Genomic DNA, 17,361 nt, shown 5'->3' with positions numbered 1-17,361 from the left:
TTTCGAGGCAGCAACCAATTTAAATGAGCGTCAATGCTCTTCACCCTTTCCTTGTAGAAGTCCTTATCCCGCTACAATCTTTAAGGCTTTTAAATTTTTAATCCTAACAACTTGCCTTTCAACGCAAACTTTGACCTCCTTCGACGGGACTAGGAATATCAGCACCTCCATAAAATCGATTCACCGAAAACTCACTGTAACTCGTTTGCACGACTCGATCCAAGACTATCTGGGAAATAATTTCCGCCGTTTTAGGTGCAGCAGCCAACCCTACATGGCCATGCCCGAACGCGTATACTACCTTCGAACTAGCACGAGATGGAGAGATCACGGGTAATCCATCTGATGTTGAAGGCCGCTTGCCCATCCACCTGGTCATGGTTGCCGGATCATATTTTTCACCTACAAGCGATGGATAGGTATCAGCAGCATGGTGCAGTAAGATATCGCTACGACGCCAATCTGGAGCTGCGTTTTCATCTGCAAGTTCAACTTGTCCTGATAGCCGAAGCCCTTCGTTTGTGGAAGTATTCGCCATTCGTCCATCGCTAGGCATAACTGGCACTGTCAACTGAAACTTTGGATCTTTAATGACGACATTGTAGCCTCGCTCACTACGCATCGGTACGTCATCTCCAATCATCTTCGCCAATACCCTAGAGTGTATTCCACAAGCCACTACAATCTTATCTGTTGTAAGCAGCTCTCCATTAATATACAAATTCCCTTTCGTATCAATTTTTGTCACAGTGCCTTTGATAAAGTTTGCGCCCAACGAAACCGCATAGCTAACCAAACCACCAACATATTGTCCTGGATTCAAGCAATGAGCTCCGTCTTGCACCCAAGCACCAAACTTGTATTTACTGGCGAGGTGTGGAATGGCGCTTTTTATCATCAGATCATCCCACTCTTGCCAGCGGACGCCATTTATTTGACGCAGTCTCCAAGATAGTGCTTCGGCAGCAAAGGCCGCTTTGTCTGGATATGCATACAGCAAACCGTCTTGGCGAATCAAATGCCCCAGACCTGCTTCTTCTGCTAAACGCATGTGCCTACTGGGGGCATCACGAAGAAGCTTATTCAAGGCCCTTGATGTTCTCTCGACCTTGGCAGTGGTCGACCCAGCCAATGTAAACTTTAATAGCCAAGAAGCGAGCCCGGGCAGAGACTTCCAGCGGATTGTCAATGGGCCACTACGGTCTAGAAGATATCCTGGCACTTTCTTCCAGAGACCAGGCATCGACATTGGGACAACAGATGCTGGGCTCAACCAAGCCCCGTTACCATGACTAGCAGACTGTTCTCCACCCGGTGACTCAGACTCAACAATGGTAACTTTCGCACCTGCTTTAATCAGCTCTAACGCTGTGCAGACTCCGACAATTCCGGCGCCAACTACTACAACATTCATTTTATTTTCCTTATTTTCGCACTGATTAGCGATCAACCAAAGTTTCGAAAACCCGGCTTATCAAGCAAGATTTCAAGCGCAGAAAATATGTCATACACAGGAATCCCAAACCGATCCTCTATTGCCTCTCGATATGGCGGGAGATTTGTGCACTCAAGAAGAATAGCCTTACTATCTGGGTATCTATTCAATATTCTGGCCACACTCTCCAAAACGTCACTCTCTGCAAGCTCTAAATTAAGCTCAGACCGATCCTCTTTGATTACAGAGTAAAGCTCACTACCCTTCTCTATTCCCTGGAGCACGACACCAGGCGACCAAAACCGGCCAAAGTGGTACTTAGAAAGAACGCGACTATCATAAGTGATTACAGGGAGAGGAACTTTTCGACCATATCGCGCTGCAATTTCTGGCACCAGATTTAGTGACGATGTGACCAAAGGTACCGATAGCTCTGCTTGGAGCTCATCATGGATAGCGCACGCGAATCCACACGATGTGGTGATCGCTTGGCACCCCCCTTCTACCAATGCCTTCGCTGCTATTACGAAGCTTTCCACCACATCAGCATGAATTGCATGGGGGCAAACCACTGATGATGGGGTTGCAGCGGGAGCTACGCGGAAATCAACAGGGTGTCCATGCGACTGCGGATTTCCGATGTCACCTAGAGGCCTCGGGAAATTGGTGGCTAGCATGACTACACCTAGCTTGAACCCATTCTGTGACATGCGAGCACCCCTCGTTACCCTTGCTAATACGGCCTCATGATGGGGACGTTTTCTGCATAATCGCGGATGACCGATCCAAGGACAAGCGTATATAAGTTTTCTGATCATTACTTTTTGTCATGACGGAATCATCCTGACTAAAAGTCAATCTCCCAACACTTATTTATGCTTGCGTTTACTCTCGTCATCGATGCGTAATTACCCCATCGCTGATCCATTAGTTCGCGAACGCCGATAACAACGCGCTTTAAGCTATCAGGCAAGCGTATATGGCCCCGACTTTTTGAGTGGCTCTTTACCGCGTTGTAGGCGGCTGAAAATTTTCCGTAGCAAATAGAGAAAGGTTTATCTTCCCATGACGAACATTAGCCAGAAGACAATCACCGGCGGCGATGCGCTCGTGCGTATGTTGCAACTACAGGGCGTAAAACATATCTTTGGCGTCACGGGTGACACCAGCCTCCCTTTTTACGACGCCCTGTACCGTCTTGATCACGGGATCACCCACGTTCTGGCACGAGACGAGCGCTGTGCGAGCTACATGGCATACGTTTATGCAAAGCTCACAGGGAAAGTAGGCGTATGCGAGGGGCCGAGTGGCGCCGGGGCAACCTACATGCTGCCTGGTATCGCTGAGGCTAACGGTTCTTCGGTATGTGTTTTAGGTATCAATTCTGATATTCCAGTTGCGGGTAGAGACAAATTCGTTCTGACCGAACTGGATATGAAGGCGCTCTTTAAGCCTGTCACAAAGTGGAACTCAGTGATTGAGACCCCCGCTCGCCTTCCTAAAGTTCTGCGAACTGCGTTTTTGGAAATGACGTCTGGTGCGCCAGGGGCTGCTCACATCGCAGTTCCCTACGATGTAATGAAGGGCGAGCTTGACGAAAGTGAAGTCTATGCTTTCGAACAATTCAATCAGTTCCCGTCTATCAGGCCTGCAGCAGACCCTGAGATCGTTAAAGCCACCGTAAAAGCAATCAGAGACTCCAAGCGACCAGTATTTGTGTGTGCTGGCGGGGTAATTCTTTCAGGAGGCTGCGACGAGCTGCAAAAGCTGAGCGCTCACCTTAATGTCGCTATCGCAACATCAATCAGCGGCCAGGGTGCGGTTTCGGACGACAATCCCCTTGCAGTAGGTGTGGTCGGCACCAACGGGTCAACGCCTGAAGCACGGGCATTCATGCAAACCTGTGATCTCGTCATCTTCTTGGGTACAAGGGCAGGGTCAGTAGTGACCGAAAAGTGGGGCAACCCTAAAGTCGGAGACCGCCAAATCGGCCACATCGACATCGATCCTCATGTGATCGGTTGCAACTACAACACTCAGTTCCCACTATTGGGAGACGCTCGCACCGTCCTTCAACAGCTGCTTGAAGTTGCCAAATTAGACAGCACAGTAGATCGTCCGGATATGATCGATGCGATTGCCACCGTCAAGTCCGCCAGAAGCAATACGCTCAATCGACCAATTAATTCTAAATCCGGGCAAATAGAACCCGAGGTGGTTGTGAAAGCACTTAAGGCCAGTCTTCCAGAAGACGCAGTCCTGGTGATTGACCCTGGCACACCCACACCCTTCCTCTCTGCTTATCTCGACGTAACGCAGCCTGGCAACAACATAGTTTATAACCGCTTCCATGGCGGACTGGGATACTCGCTTCCCGGAGTCGTGGGTGCCTATTACGCTAGGCCAGACCAGAAATGTGTTGCAATCATGGGGGACGGAAGCTTTGGCTTCTCATCGAGCGAATTGGAAACAATTTTCCGCCTGAACATTCCTGTTACGTTGATCGTGCTTAGCAACAGTAACTACGGCTGGATTAAAGCCGGACAATTTGCGAGCTACGGCGAGCGATACTTCTCGGTTGACTTCAGCCAAACCAGCAGCGCCAGAATAGCGGAAGCCCACGGAATCAAAGCTTGGCGTGTGCTAGAAGATGAAGATGTACAAGCCGCAATACGTGAAGCTTTAGCTCATAGCGGCCCGAGCCTTGTGGAGATTACAGTGAGAGAATTGCATGAGACTCAAGCCCCCGTAAGCGCTTGGATGGGTTAACCTTTGTAGGCGAGTCCCATCAATTGGGGCTCGCCCGACCGCTGTGACAATATTTATAACAATAGCTGGCACATACCAAAATCTGCCAAATTAGGTCGGGGTTTATATGAAGCGTTCAATTTTTCTAGCAATGCTGACAGTGTCACCGCTCTACGCCTCTGCAACTGAATCATCGCAACCCCAAGCACAAGGCTTCATCGAAGATTCTTCAATGGATTTGTTGTACAGGAACTTCTACTTCCATAGAAATTTTCTTAATCGCCCGTCAAACACTCAGAACTATGCTGAAGAATGGGCGCATGCCCTTATGCTTAACTACCGTTCTGGCTTTACTCAAGGAACTGTCGGCTTCGGTGTTGACCTGCAAAGCTACACAGCACAGAAGCTTGATGGCGGCCCAGGACGGGTGGGTTCGGGGTTGATGCCAGTAGGAGCGGACGGAACTCCCGACGACTATCAGCAGCGAGTCAATGCCGCTGTGAAAATGCGCATATCTAAAACGACGCTGAAATACGGAAATCTTCAACCAGAGAATCCCGTATTTAACTATTCAGATAGCCGGCTTCTGCCTCAAAGCTACACGGGTTTCTCACTCCAAAGCAATGAATTTGATTCGGCAATGCTTGACCTTGGTTATTTCACAAGCGGAAGCTCAAGAGTTGACCGAGGGCACGACAGCTCTATTGGCTTGACATTTACAAATTCGAACAACGCGATTGATGCTCGCTCAGCTAAGTATGCAGGCATCGTTATCAAGCCTTCCAGCAGCACTTCGATATATGCATACGGGTCAGAGCTTGAGGATATCTGGCGACAATACTATCTAGGTGCTACATACACGTCACGAATCTCGGAAAGCATGACGTGGGATGCGACAGCTAACCTGTATAGGACTATTAGTGAGGGTTCCGAAAAAGCCGGCGATATTGCTAATACCACATGGAGTCTTGCCAGCGGCATAAAATATGGCGCCCACCGTATTGGATTGGCATTCCAGCAAGTTCATGGTGACGAAACATTCGACCATCAGGGCACACCTGGGCAATATGGGCGACTATGGCTAGCCAACTCAGTCCAGTACTCTGACTTCAACGGCCCCAACGAGAAGTCTGCTCAACTGAGATATGATTACGACTTTACCGCAATTGGCATTCCTGGCCTAAGTTTCATGGCCCGCTACGTGAGAGGTTGGGACATCGACGGGACTAACGCAAACAGCTTCTATGCAAATAGATATGGGCAAGACGTCAAGCACTGGGAAAGAGACATTGATTTGAAGTATGTTGTTCAATCGGGCCCGGCCAAGAACCTCACCGTTCAAGCACGGTATGCAACAGCTCGATCCTCGGACGCCAATGCGTTGGTCGACCTCAACGAACTCCGCATCATCACCTCTTACCCGCTGTCGATTTTTTGAAAACGGGTCATACACAGTAGTACCTTCGGTGCGCCCGCCCCGTGTGGGCGCACCCGGTCTATTTCTAAAATGAATGGTACCTGTTCCCCTCGCAGACATTAAGACACGCTTCCTCCAGAAAAGCCCATACTCCTAGGTCTCGGCCACTCACCAGAGTCTGAGACTAGGCCTCAATTTGCCAAGCAAACTCAGTAAACCGATCGCAGCTAAACCAGCGAAAAACGTTCCCTGAGCCACCACCGCATCTGTAAGGAAAGGCTGAAGACCGAAATCCGCCACGAAGTGGATAATCCGCTCATGGGTCATCTCATACGACTCGCTGGCGAAGGACAACCTCGTTCGTCAAGGCTCGTTAACCGGCATAGAGCGGCGAGTAATTCGAGTACCCGCGCCTCCCAACAAATTTCCTCAGTTGAGCTCTGCGAGAGACCGAGTTTGCTGCATACGCCTAGGTAAGTTTTGGTTGGCCATGAGTTTATCTTACCGCGCTAAATCGTTCTGCCAAAGACGCAAACCGATGGACTAGGAATTTGAGCAGACTGAATATTTTTAGCGTTTTTTATTTTGCGACAGCACCGAAAAATTAACTTTAGAGTCTTCCGGGATGTCAGGATCAGCCAGTATGCATCATAGTATTAGCTACGTTGATACTGTCTCATCACCTGCTGTATTTTGACAAAGTCTCTCATAGACTCGGTTCCCGGCCCAGCCAAAGAGCTGAACGAACATTCAATAACAAAGCCGAGGTCAACTCATGAGCAAACCCATTTCCTTCGAGGATATACCGCTCAGCCGATTCCATATCCGGACGGTTGTCAGCGGTACTGGTGGTCAATTTAGCGACGGATTCGTCCTCGGGATTATAGGCATCGCGGTCAGCATGGCTGCCGGCCCCCTTCAACTCAACGCTCTGTGGATGGGGCTTCTTGGTGCGGCCTCGCTCGCAGGTCTGTTCCTAGGCAGCTTGATTGCCGGCCCTCTTGCAGACAAATACGGTCGTCGAACCATCTTCGCTTGGGACATGCTGCTATTCGCCGGCATTTCCGCATCACAGTTCTTTGTGAACACCCCTGAACAGCTCCTTGTGCTGCGCTTGCTCCTCGGCCTGATCCTTGGCTTTGACTATGTCGTCAGCAAGTCCCTGGTTACCGAATTCGCCCCACGGCAGTATCGTGGACGCCTGTTGAGTATCCTAGCTGCAGCATGGGCCGGTGGTTACGTGGCAGCTTATCTCTTAGGTTTCGCCGTCCGCGACACTGGCCCGGATGCATGGCGGGTCATGCTCGCACTGAGCGGTATCCCTGCCCTGCTCGTCCTTCCTTTGCGCATGGGCGTACCTGAGTCGCCTATTTGGCTCATGGCCAAAGGGCGGATCGCTGAAGCTAAGGAGATTGTAAAAAACAAATTTGGCCCGAGCGTTATTCTGCCTGAGGTCATGACCCCAGCCGCGAACTCTGGTAGCAAATTGGCTGACCTGTTCAGCAAACGGTGGCGCAAGAATACCTTGGTCGGGTGCGTCTTCTACACCTGCCAAGTGATCCCCTTCTTTGCACTAGGCACGTTCTCTCCTCGCGTGCTGGAAGCGCTGAACGTACAGGACAAGTTCGTCGGTGGACTGGTCTACAACGTACTGCTGATGCTCGGAGCGATTTTGGGTCTGCTGTGCATCGATCGCATTTCTCGACGTGCTTTCCTGATTGGCACCTTCTACCTGAGTGCAGTCGGCCTGGCTGCTCTGGCCTACGGCGGGTTTGGGCCTATTGGAACGATCATCGCTTTCGGCATCTTCGCCTGCGTACTGGCGGCTGCTGTGAACTTGGAGTTTGTCTACCCGCCTGAGCTGTTCCCTACTCATCTGCGCGCCTCGGGTATCGGCATGGCTGTGGCCGCAAGCCGCTTTGGTTCCGCGTTCGCAACCTTCCTGCTCCCCATCGCTGTTCAGAACCTCGGCGTTCAGACCGCTCTGGGCGTTTGTGTAGGTGTTTTGCTGATTGGTGGTGTGTTCTGCCATCTGTTCGCCCCGGAGACGAGCAGCCAGCGCCTGGCATCGATGTCACCGCAGGATGCGGAGTCCTCTTCCATGGCTACTACAGGCGGCACCGCCGTCAAGCAATGACGTGCCGGAAAGCATGACTGACAATCATGCTTTCCATCACTTTCTGAGTAAGCGCCAATGCCCACGACAAAAATGATCGATATGCACTCCGTGCAAGTATTCCTGGCTGTAGCTGAGGAAGGAAGCATGTCGGGCGCAGCCCAGAGAATGGGTATTTCTCAATCGGGCGTTTCTCAATTGATTCGTCAGCTTGAGGAGGAACTGGGTGTGGTTTTGGTCGACCGCTCTACCCGTCCAATGACGCTGACATCATTTGGGGTCGCGCTGAGAAACCGTGGGACGGTGCTCAGTGAAGAGCTTCTGCACTTGAAAGCTCAGGTGCTCGATGCAGGGCGAGGCGTCAAACCTGATGTGCGGATTGGTCTGGTTGATTCATTCGCATCAACGTGCGGCTCCGCGCTCACCAAGCGCCTGCTGGAGAGAGTGTCTCAATTGTCTATCCGGACAGGTTTGAGCCCTCAGCAAGGTGAAGCGCTCATGCGTCGGGATTTGGATCTGATCGTCACCAGCGATCCGCTCATGGATACGAATGACGTCATTCGCTACCGGCTGCTGACTGAAAAATATTTCGTCATCACCACGCCAGGCGCAGGGTCGCGACTAAAGACACTCGATGATGTGCGGGCCATGGCCAACACACTTCCGGTAGTTCGGTTCAACCGGGGCTCCCAGGTGGGCCTGCAAATCGAACGCTACCTGCGCAGTTTGAATATCCGAGTCCCCAACCGACTCGAGCTGGATACAGCTGATGCCGTGACCTCCATGGTCGCAGACGGTATTGGATGGGCAGTAACCAGCCCGTTGTGCTTCATGCAAGCAGCTGCGTGGGCGGACAAGGTGGATGTCCATATTAACCCCGTTCTTGATCTCGAGCGTTCGTTGTATCTGATAGCTCGGCGAGACGAATACAGCGTTTTCTTCGAAGATGCCTGCAAAGCCGCACGTGAAGTTGTGCTCGATACCTTCTTGCCCAGGCTGAAAGCCATGGGCAATGGCGTCAATACCCTAGTCTATTTAGATGGAGAAACTTCAGTTGAGTACTTTTGAGAACAACACCGCCAGAACCGAACAGGATTACGTCGGGGAAGTTCAAATTCCTGCAGGCAAACTGTACGGTGTCAACACCGTGAGGGGCTTCGAAAACCTCAGCGTATCGCCTCTGTCGGTTGCCCATTACCCTGAATTCCGTAACGCGTTCGCCCAGTGCAAACGGGCTGCCGCCCTGGCCAACCTCGATTGCGGTGTGCTGGACAAGAAAGTATGTGATGCGATCGTCCAGGCGTGCCGAGACGTCCAAAGCGGCGTGTGCGACGACTCTCTGATTGTCGATTTGCTCGAGGGCTCGGGCGGCACTTCCACAAACATGAATTTCAACGAAGTCATCGCTAACCGTGCTCAACAGGTACTGGGTAGCGCTGCTGGCAGCTACGAGGTTGTTCACCCCAACGACCATGTCAATATCTCGCAGTCCACCAATGACGTTTATCCAACAGCGATGAAAGTTGCTACGTACGCGATGATGGGCCCGCTGATCAGAGAGGTTGAAGAACTGGCTCGCCAATTCGACCAAAAGGCCCATGAATTCGCTGACATTTTGCACCTAGGCCGCACCTGCCTGCAGGATGCCCAGCCGATGCGTCTGGGCCAACTCTTCTCCGGCTACGCCTCCCTCGCTCACCGACTGGCGGCAGAACTGGCTGCGGTGCGTGAAAAGCTTCTCACACTGCCTCTGGGCGGTACCGCGATCGGCACCGGTTTTGGCGCACCGCCAGCTTACCGCGCCCATGCATTCAAGCACCTGAAGATGATCACCGGCGTCGAGTATCTGGCGCCCTCTAATCCGTTCGATGCTATGCAGAACATGGATGTGTTCTCCCGGATTTCTGGCGAGCTACGTACCTGCTCGGCATCCTTGGCAAAAATTGCCGTTGACCTGACCAAGCTGTCCTCTGGCCCAGTCGCCGGCTTGGGTGAGCTAAAGCTGCCTGAAGCCCAGGCAGGCTCTTCGATCATGCCAGGTAAGGTTAACCCTGTTCTCCCAATGTCGATGATCCAACTGAGCTTCGCCGTGATCGGTAACGATACGGCAGTCGCACAAGCTGTTCAGTACGGCGAGCTTGAAATTAACCACTTCGAGCCTGTGGTAGCCTCCCGCGTCTTTGACAGCATCACTCTGCTCAAGGAAGGCATCCAGCGTTTCCGCGAAAAGTGCGTGAAGGGCATCACTGCTGATAAGGCGCGCAACAAGCAGCACCTCACCGAATCCATGGCTGTCGCTACCGCACTGGTTCCGACGCTTGGCTATGCGCAGGTCAGCAAGCTGGCCCGTCAATCCGTTGCTGAAGGCCGCTCCTTGCTTACCATCCTGGACGAGTCTGGAATTCTGTCGCGCGAAGATGCGATGGCCGCGATCGATAAAGCGTCGTACCCAGTTTTCGAGAACTGAGTTGGCCCTTGAAAGATGGCCTGAGGACGGTTCTATTTTGAACGCAGTGCTTGGATACGGATATTTCGGATCGTATCCCGGGAAGTGGTGTAACTGAACCAGCCGAAGGCGCGCTGCGGGCGAAAGAGGATGGTCATCGTGGTTCTTGGTTAACGTTGAGTTTGCGGACTTAACATTCACCAGAGAAACCACGATGACCAAGCCCACTATCGCATTGACCGAGTTGGTTGAGAAAGGGACAGATGCTGATCTGCTCAAGCAAATGAACCAGTTCATTGCCCTGCACATGATGGAGGTTGATGTCGAAGGCCTGTGCGGCGCGGGCTTCGATGTCAAAAGCCCAGACCGAGCGAACAGCCGTAACGGCTACAGTGATCGTCTCTGGCAAACCCGAGCCGGCGACGTTGACCTGAAGATTCCGAAGCTACGCCAAGGCAGCTACTTTCCTGGCTTTCTTGAACCGCGACGTACCGCCGAGAAGGCCATGGCAGCGGTGATCCAGGAGAGTCTCTCCGCCTTGTTTGGCATACTCGTCACTGAGCTTGTGTCGAAGCCCCTGAGTCAGCCAATGATCTAAGGGGACGAGGTTTTTGTGCCTTCGTAAGGCTTGAAAAACGAGGTGACTTCGAAAACCGCTGCGACACGGGAGAAACTTAGGCGAGGCCTGATCCCAATCTGCACCTATCGTTTCACCTAATCTAAGTGGCAGCGCCCCCCAACGTCAAATCTTGATGAGCTCCTCGGCAATCACCGCCAGCCGGCTCCCGACCTTGTCCTTCAAGGCCTCAATGAACCGGGTGATCTTGGCATCGATGAACTGCCGCGACGAGTACACCGCGTACACATTCCGTTCCTCAGTGAAATAATCAGGTAGCACACGTACCAGTTTCCCGGAACGTAAATCGTCGATGGCTGCGAAGCCAGCGAGTAAGCCGATACCCGCACCACTTCCGACCGCCACAGACATGGCCTCCATGTCATTCACACTGAAGCCTGGCCCGCTGGGGATGAACGTTGCATCGCCCATTCGACTCTTGAGCTGCCACTCATCTCTCGCGTAATCCACGGTACCCAGCAAGAGACATTGATGATCAACGAGACCTGCAGGTGTCTCGGGTGCTCCATGGTTCGCTAGGTAATCGGGCGATGCCACCAACACGCAGTGGCTGACTCCTATTTTTTGGCTGACATAGCTTGAGTCTGGCAGCACCCTGGCGATCTGAATCGATACGTCCAACTGGTCTTCCAGCAGATTCGGCATGCGCTGCGAGAGCATCAAGTCGACCGTTACGTCACCAAACGCCCTGCGGTACTCCAATACGGCCTCAGTAACAAGGTGTCGAGCAAGCCCAGGCACACAATGGACGCGGAGAGTGCCTCGTGGTTGGAGCAATGCGTTGCTTGCTTCTGCTTCAGCGTTTTCCAGATCGGCCAGGATGATGGTACAGCGCTCATAGAATCGTCTGCCCGCATCGGTGACTGACAAGCGCCGAGTGGAACGCTGCAGCAGGCGCGTATCGAGCATCTGCTCGAGCGCCGACACCGCCCTCGACACATTCCCAACCGTGGAATCGAGGTGATTGGCCACTGCCGTGAAGCTACCCATCTCAACGACCTTCACGAACACCGACATATTAGAAAACTTGTCCATCGCCCTCTTCCCTTGTGCCGGCTCATTCACCTTCACTGTGTGCAAAGCGGTGCGCTTTTGAAAGCGATTTTACCGTTCTGCCCAACAATCATTCCCTTCAGCTGGGCTAAATCCATCCCGGCGACCTCCATAGACTCGATTCCACGGGCCGGCGCCAGCCACCGTCTTCCAAGCCCTGCGTAGCTTCCAGTGCAGGCCAACCAGAGAACCCTATGAAGGTCACAGCCATGAACACACCCTATGACTCGCTCTACCTTTTCATCGGCGGCAAATGGATCGACGCAGACGGCCGTAAAACTGCGACCGTCAGAAACCCCGCAACTGAAGAAATCATTGGTCAGGTGCCGCTGGCTACTGCTGACGAGCTTGACCTGGCCCTCGAGACGGCAAAGCTCGCGTTTGAACAATGGCGCAACACGGTTCCAGCTGAGCGTGCCCGGGTTCTCAAACGCGCTGCCGACCTGATCCTGGATCGTGCGGCACACATCGCCGCGCAGATGACGCTGGAAGAAGGCAAGCCGATTGGCGAGGCCATGGACGAGGTTACCCGGGCGGCGGAATATTTCGAGTGGTTCGCCGAAAGCGCCCGGCGCATCGATGGTCGTGTGGTGCCGGCCAACCGCCCCGGTGTGCTGCAACTGGTCAAGCGCCAGCCAATAGGCCCCGTTGCCGCGTTCACTCCTTGGAATTTCCCGGCAATCACGCCAGCACGCAAATTGTCTGCAGCGCTGGCGGCCGGCTGCAGCGTCATTCTCAAGCCTGGTGAGGAAAGCCCCTCCACTGCCCTCGCCCTTGCTCGTGCCTTGGATGACGCCGGATTGCCCAAAGGTGTGTTGCAGGTCGTGTTTGGTGTGCCTGATGAGGTCTCCAGCCAACTGATCGCCTCGCCGATCATTCGCAAAGTGACCTTCACCGGCTCTGTGCCCATTGGCCGTCTGTTGTCGAGTCGCGCAGCCGAAGGCGTAAAGCCAATCACGCTCGAGCTGGGTGGTCATGGCCCGGTGCTGGTGTTCGATGATGCCGACGTGGAGCGCGCCGCTGTGGAGGGCGTCGCCAACCGCTTCCGCGGTACCGGCCAGGTCTGCATTTCTTCAACACGTTTCCTGATTCAGCGGGGTGTTTACCCGCAATTCGTCGACCAGTTCGTGGCTGCTACCAAAGCACTGCGGGTCGGCAACGGTATGCACCCTCATACGCAGGTCGGGCCACTCGCCAACCTGCGACAACTGAACAAGATGGAGGAACTGGTGGCTGATGCCGTGGCCAAGGGGGCTCAGGTGTTGGCCGGCGGTGAGGCGTTGCCTGGCCCGGGCTTCTTCTTCGCTCCAACGGTGTTAGCCGACGTGCCGATGGACGCTCGAATCATGCATGAAGAGCCGTTCGGCCCCATCGCTATCGTAATGCCATTCGATGGCCTGGCTGATGGATTGGCCGAGGCTAACCGCTTGCCCTATGGTCTGTCGGCCTATGCCTTCACCAACAATGCACGGACGGCCATCGATGTTGCCGATGGTCTGGAGGCCGGCATGATTGGGGTCAATCAGTACCGCATAGTCGCCACAGAGCTGCCCTTTGGCGGCATCAAGGAAAGCGGTCACGGTTCGGAAGGCGGCATCGAGGGTATCGAACACTACCTCACCAACAAATTCATCAGCCAGGTTTGAGGAGCCGCCCCCATGACAGGTCTCAACTTTACAAGCCCTCGTGAGGCGGCCAGGGCTTTCACGCCGAAACTCTCGGAATTCATTGACTCGACGCTTTACCCGCAAATTTGGGGCGACCCCTCTTTGTCACCACGCGACCGGAGCCTCATCACCATCGCCGTGTTGATTGCTGGCGGTCACTCCGATGAGTTGCCGGCCCATCTGCGGCGCGCTGTTGTCAACGGCGTTACGCCTGAGGAGCTTGCTGGAGCCATTACTCATCTCGCCTTCTATGCAGGTTTTCCTGCTGCGATCACTGCATCTGCCGTAGCCCAATCCACTCTCGTTGACTCGGAGCCATTGAAGCGATGAAAGCGATCACCTTTGAAACCTTTGGCGGCCCTGAAGTGCTCCAGGTGAGTGAAGTACCCGTGCCGGAAGTCCGCCCCGCCGACCTGCTGGTTCGCGTGCATGCTGCCGGCGTTAACCGAGCTGATCTGACCCATCGTACCGGTGGCTATGGGCATCCCAACTTCGGCGACTCGCTGATCATCGGCCTGGAAATTTCGGGTGAGGTGCTCGAGGTTGGCAGCGAGGTGTCAGGTTACCAGGTCGGCGATCGGGTGATGGGTGTTGTAGGTGGCGGCGCCTATGCTGAAATCGCGCGTATCGATTACCGCATGGCGATGCCGATTCCTGCTGAGCTCGACTACGTGCATGCCGCGGCGATACCGGAAGTTTTTGTGACGGCTCACGAGGCGATGATCCACCTGGCGAAGCTGAAACGGGGTGAGTCGGTACTCATCCATGCCGCCGCTGGTGGCGTTGGTTCGGCAGCTGTGCAGCTTGCTTACGCCGCTGGTGCCAAGGTGTTCGCAACCGCTGAGGTTGGAAAACTGTCCCGGGTAGGGGCCGAATTCACCATCGATTACAAAGCGCAGGATTTCGCCCAGGTCGTCGCGCAGCACACGGACGGGCAAGGTGTCGATGTGATCATCGATTTTGTAGGTGAGCCCTACTTCACCAGGAATATAAAGTCGCTCGCCAAGGGTGGTCGCCTGGTGCAGGTCGGTATCTTGGGTGGAAGTGGTGAAGTGAACCTCAAGCTGGAAGACCTTCTATACCGTCACTTGCAGATCATCGGCACAGTGATGAAGTCGCGCACGCAGTCTGAAAAACATGCAATGGTCAGACGCTTCCGGGAACACTGGCTTGATCGTTTTGAGGGAGGAGGCAGTCTTGAGCCCGTGGTTGATAGCACCTTCCCCTTGGCGCGAGCTGCAGATGCTCACCGGAAAATGGAGGCATCAATGAATGTCGGCAAGATCATTCTGACGATGCCGTCAGTCACCTAATTTCCTTCACTCAATATTCACGAGGGGTTGGGAGACTGTGAAGCCCCCCCTACGTGTGATAGACCTTGCCCGCCTAGCAGCGGGCTTCTTTTTGCCCGCACTTTTTCTTCGAATCCGGTCACTCGTCCATTAGGTTGTTCGCTTCAAACGCCCAGTTTGTCCTCCACGGACAATAGCCAGAGGCACGCTCATGAGCTGATCTAATGGATGTCCCTCCCCCTCGCCTACACTCTACTGTGGTCTTGTTCCGCACCCGATGCAAAGTTGCCTGTGGAGACACCAGGTGGGCCTGAGTCAGCCACAACCCAGTTGCTGGAAGCCGGTGCCGCGACCGTAATCCAAGCCAACCATTGATACCATCAACGCCTAGCTGGAGATGATGGCGCTCATGGTTACTGAAGGCTTAAGCTCATCCCCTACCCTAACTGTGTATCCGTGAATAACTCCATCGCGCTCCATACGTTCAATACGCTGAAGGACTGCGTTGCGCGAAAGGTAACCTTGATACCTAGCTCTGCATGGGCAATTTTGGCGTTGGCGGTGAGCTCAGCCAGGATCCGCACCCTGTGGGTCGAGCTAACGTTTTTTCATACAGTATCCCTACATGTCCCGAATAAAGCTGGAAAGGCCATCGATATCTCCTTTGCTCAGTACAAGATGATCCACAGACAAACTGGCCGTCGCAGTCACTTCACCTTTCCACATGCCCAGCTCCGCCAAAAGCTGCGAAGACTTGCTGGGAGCAAGCTGCGCCAGGGTGACCATTGGGCTCGCAATGCTCCGACGATGCAGCCGTGCTGCGAGGGCGCCCGTTGCACTCTGCGGATCGACAGCTGTTCCCGCCTCTTTGTACAAGGTAACCATCTCCGCTTTGACTTGCTCATCAGCAACAGCATGCGAGTCAAACAACATACGCGCCTGCAGCCACTGCTTGTTCCCAATGCTCAGTTTACCGGAGTCCTCGAAAGCAGCCATTAGGCGCTGCACGGTACTGCCGTCATGATCATAGAGTTCCCAGATAAAGCGCTCGAGGTTTGAAAAGAGTGAAAAGTCCATTGAGGGGGACAGCGAATGGCTGACCTCTCGGGTAGAGTAGCTGTTCTGATTGATGAAGCGATGCAGGGAGTCATTGGTGTTAGTCGACACAATGACCTGATTGATTGCCAGCCCCATTTTTTGGGCAATGAAGCAAGCATAGATCTCGGCGAAGCTCGCACCCGGTATGCTGAAACCAACAGGTCGCACGCCTCCACCAAGCTGCAAAGCACTGTGGAAAAAGAAGACGATCTGAGCCAAGACGCCCACCCAATTCGTAGAGTTGAAACTGATTGGAAGGACATCTTTCACCGGCCAGGCTCTGAGCACTTTGGAAACCAGTGTCTGGCAATCATCGAAGCTACCGCTAACCTCGATCAACCGAACATGATCTGAGCTGGATCCCATCAAACCGGCCAACCGATCGGCAGGCACACCGTCCTGGGGATATAGGGCCAACACCTTTACATTGGGCACATCTTTGAAGGCTTCGACAGCTGCAAGCCCTGTATCACCATTGGTCGCCCCAATAACGACTGCTTGCCTGGGTGGGGTCAGAAAATATGTAACAAGCCGAGATTGGAGTTGGGCTGCAAAATCCTTGGAAGCCTGCGTGGGCCCATGGTGCAGCTGCAGAACCCATTCATTTGGGCCAATCTGTTGAAGAGGAGCTACCGCTCGGTGGTCAAAGCATTGGTAGCAGTCTTTCAATATCGACCTCAAGGCAGAGCTTTCAATTTCACCGCCAACAAATGGGGAAATTACACGAAACGCGAGCTCATCAAAGGGAAGCCATGACCAACTGGCAATGGCTTCACTATCGAAGTGTGGGAGGCTCTCCGGCACGTAGAGCCCTCCATCAGATGCCATGCCTGAGAGAACAACGCTACGAAAATTGGCAGGCTCAGCAGAACCACGAGTGCTTACGTAGTCCATATTTACTCCAAATAATAATCAAGCGACCATTCTGTGTTGCAAGAGAATTTCTCAAGCAGCCCTAATACCACCTTATGCATGAAGAATTCGCAGCTGAATAGAACAAATCGCATTACATGGCAAAACACCAACAACCACATTTTGCTCGCGAACCATGCAAATCGAAAAGCATGCTCGTTTGGGAATGCACAAAAGGCCGCTCAATGGCGGCCTTTTGTAATTAATCAAGATCATGCTGCCGACGAAAACTTCATAAGCAACAAACCACCTATAATCATAATGGCAGCTAGAATCCTGAGCGAGCCTGCCGGCTCGCCAAGAAATGCAATACCTACCGCAAACGCGCCAACAGCGCCTATCCCTGTCCAGATAGTATAGGCCGTACCTAATGGCAAACTCTTCATCGAATAGGAAAGCAAAACAAAGCTTGCAACAACTGTAATGATAGTTACAACTGAAGCTCCGATCCTTGTGAAGCCTTCTGATTGCTTCATCGAAAAGGCCCAAACAACCTCGAGAATCCCTGCAATTATCAAACTAACCCAAGCCATCGACGGC

General features: G+C 53.4%; 13 protein-coding genes and 2 pseudogenes. 9 read left to right on the top strand and 6 right to left on the bottom strand.

The features are described from left to right. Nucleotides 1-118: 118 nt before the first annotated feature. Nucleotides 119-1,414, bottom strand: coding sequence for an NAD(P)/FAD-dependent oxidoreductase (locus tag RYH74_RS08035; RefSeq protein WP_170034178.1), 1,296 nt, complete (start codon nt 1,412-1,414; stop codon nt 119-121). 32 nt (nt 1,415-1,446) lie between these two features. Next, a complete protein-coding gene (locus tag RYH74_RS26455) occupies nt 1,447-2,112 on the bottom strand; it encodes an aspartate/glutamate racemase family protein (RefSeq protein WP_280044323.1) in 666 nt (221 codons plus the stop codon). A 388-nt stretch (nt 2,113-2,500) separates the two neighbouring features. Here RYH74_RS26455 and RYH74_RS08030 point away from each other — a divergent pair, with 388 nt between their 5' ends. From RYH74_RS08030 to RYH74_RS08005, 6 genes and pseudogenes are all read left to right on the top strand, one after another. After that, nucleotides 2,501-4,204, top strand: coding sequence for a thiamine pyrophosphate-binding protein (locus tag RYH74_RS08030; protein ID WP_170029854.1), 1,704 nt, complete (start codon nt 2,501-2,503; stop codon nt 4,202-4,204). A 106-nt stretch (nt 4,205-4,310) separates the two neighbouring features. After that, nucleotides 4,311-5,621, top strand: a complete 1,311-nt coding sequence (locus RYH74_RS08025; protein ID WP_317409219.1) for an OprD family porin — start codon at nt 4,311-4,313, stop codon at nt 5,619-5,621. A 754-nt stretch (nt 5,622-6,375) separates the two neighbouring features. Then, nucleotides 6,376-7,737: an MFS transporter gene (locus tag RYH74_RS08020; RefSeq protein WP_280044321.1), complete on the top strand. Its 1,362-nt coding sequence runs from the start codon at nt 6,376-6,378 to the stop codon at nt 7,735-7,737. A gap of 72 nt (nt 7,738-7,809) precedes the next feature. Further along, nucleotides 7,810-8,784: a LysR family transcriptional regulator gene (locus RYH74_RS08015; RefSeq protein ID WP_317409218.1), complete on the top strand. Its 975-nt coding sequence runs from the start codon at nt 7,810-7,812 to the stop codon at nt 8,782-8,784. Then, nucleotides 8,756-10,183: an aspartate ammonia-lyase gene (locus RYH74_RS08010; RefSeq protein ID WP_280044319.1), complete on the top strand. Its 1,428-nt coding sequence runs from the start codon at nt 8,756-8,758 to the stop codon at nt 10,181-10,183. Before RYH74_RS08015 ends, RYH74_RS08010 begins: the two co-directional genes overlap by 29 nt. 193 nt (nt 10,184-10,376) lie before the next feature. After that, a pseudogene (locus RYH74_RS08005) lies at nt 10,377-10,691 on the top strand (transposase); the annotation flags it as partial. Nucleotides 10,692-10,904: 213 nt separating this feature from the next. On the opposite strand, the gene RYH74_RS08000 reads toward RYH74_RS08005, so the two are convergent. Next, nucleotides 10,905-11,834, bottom strand: coding sequence for a LysR family transcriptional regulator (locus RYH74_RS08000; RefSeq protein WP_280044318.1), 930 nt, complete (start codon nt 11,832-11,834; stop codon nt 10,905-10,907). 227 nt (nt 11,835-12,061) lie between these two features. On the opposite strand from RYH74_RS08000, the gene RYH74_RS07995 reads away from it, so the two are divergent. Genes RYH74_RS07995 through RYH74_RS07985 form a run of 3 tightly spaced genes read left to right on the top strand, consistent with a single transcriptional unit; the run spans nt 12,062 to nt 14,832 of the window. Further along, complete coding sequence (locus RYH74_RS07995; RefSeq protein ID WP_280044317.1) at nt 12,062-13,498, top strand: NAD-dependent succinate-semialdehyde dehydrogenase; 1,437 nt, start codon at nt 12,062-12,064, stop codon at nt 13,496-13,498. A gap of 12 nt (nt 13,499-13,510) precedes the next feature. After that, nucleotides 13,511-13,849: a carboxymuconolactone decarboxylase family protein gene (locus RYH74_RS07990; RefSeq protein ID WP_280044316.1), complete on the top strand. Its 339-nt coding sequence runs from the start codon at nt 13,511-13,513 to the stop codon at nt 13,847-13,849. Beyond that, the gene (locus RYH74_RS07985; RefSeq protein WP_317409217.1) at nt 13,846-14,832 is read left to right on the top strand and encodes an NAD(P)H-quinone oxidoreductase; all 987 of its coding nucleotides are present in this window, start codon (nt 13,846-13,848) and stop codon (nt 14,830-14,832) included. Before RYH74_RS07990 ends, RYH74_RS07985 begins: the two co-directional genes overlap by 4 nt. Nucleotides 14,833-15,207: 375 nt before the next feature. On the opposite strand, the pseudogene RYH74_RS07980 reads toward RYH74_RS07985, so the two are convergent. The 3 genes and pseudogenes from RYH74_RS07980 to RYH74_RS07970 form a co-directional block, all read right to left on the bottom strand. Continuing rightward, nucleotides 15,208-15,395, bottom strand: a pseudogene (locus RYH74_RS07980) (Lrp/AsnC family transcriptional regulator); the annotation flags it as partial. A 37-nt stretch (nt 15,396-15,432) separates the two neighbouring features. Beyond that, nucleotides 15,433-16,803 (bottom strand): pyridoxal-phosphate dependent enzyme, encoded by a 1,371-nt coding sequence (locus tag RYH74_RS07975; protein ID WP_280044314.1) that lies wholly within the window; start codon nt 16,801-16,803, stop codon nt 15,433-15,435. Nucleotides 16,804-17,033: 230 nt separating this feature from the next. Then, on the bottom strand, nt 17,034-17,354 hold the full coding sequence (locus RYH74_RS07970; RefSeq protein WP_170029845.1) for a DMT family transporter: 321 nt from the start codon (nt 17,352-17,354) through the stop codon (nt 17,034-17,036). Nucleotides 17,355-17,361: the final 7 nt, after the last annotated feature.

The sequence above is a fragment of the Pseudomonas sp. LSJ-87 genome, from assembly GCF_032971465.1.
In the GTDB taxonomy this organism is placed as follows: Bacteria; Pseudomonadota; Gammaproteobacteria; order Pseudomonadales; family Pseudomonadaceae; genus Aquipseudomonas; species Aquipseudomonas putida_Z.
This window is presented reverse-complemented; position numbering and strand designations above follow the sequence as displayed.

Coding starts and splice junctions, on each gene's coding strand:
- RYH74_RS08035 (WP_170034178.1), bottom strand. CDS start 1,414: ATGAATGTTGTAGTAGTTGGCGCCGGAATTGTCGGAGTCTGCACAGCG.
- RYH74_RS26455 (WP_280044323.1), bottom strand. CDS start 2,112: ATGCTAGCCACCAATTTCCCGAGGCCTCTAGGTGACATCGGAAATCCG.
- RYH74_RS08030 (WP_170029854.1), top strand. CDS start 2,501: ATGACGAACATTAGCCAGAAGACAATCACCGGCGGCGATGCGCTCGTG.
- RYH74_RS08025 (WP_317409219.1), top strand. CDS start 4,311: ATGAAGCGTTCAATTTTTCTAGCAATGCTGACAGTGTCACCGCTCTAC.
- RYH74_RS08020 (WP_280044321.1), top strand. CDS start 6,376: ATGAGCAAACCCATTTCCTTCGAGGATATACCGCTCAGCCGATTCCAT.
- RYH74_RS08015 (WP_317409218.1), top strand. CDS start 7,810: ATGATCGATATGCACTCCGTGCAAGTATTCCTGGCTGTAGCTGAGGAA.
- RYH74_RS08010 (WP_280044319.1), top strand. CDS start 8,756: ATGGAGAAACTTCAGTTGAGTACTTTTGAGAACAACACCGCCAGAACC.
- RYH74_RS08000 (WP_280044318.1), bottom strand. CDS start 11,834: ATGGACAAGTTTTCTAATATGTCGGTGTTCGTGAAGGTCGTTGAGATG.
- RYH74_RS07995 (WP_280044317.1), top strand. CDS start 12,062: ATGAACACACCCTATGACTCGCTCTACCTTTTCATCGGCGGCAAATGG.
- RYH74_RS07990 (WP_280044316.1), top strand. CDS start 13,511: ATGACAGGTCTCAACTTTACAAGCCCTCGTGAGGCGGCCAGGGCTTTC.
- RYH74_RS07985 (WP_317409217.1), top strand. CDS start 13,846: ATGAAAGCGATCACCTTTGAAACCTTTGGCGGCCCTGAAGTGCTCCAG.
- RYH74_RS07975 (WP_280044314.1), bottom strand. CDS start 16,803: ATGGACTACGTAAGCACTCGTGGTTCTGCTGAGCCTGCCAATTTTCGT.
- RYH74_RS07970 (WP_170029845.1), bottom strand. CDS start 17,354: ATGGCTTGGGTTAGTTTGATAATTGCAGGGATTCTCGAGGTTGTTTGG.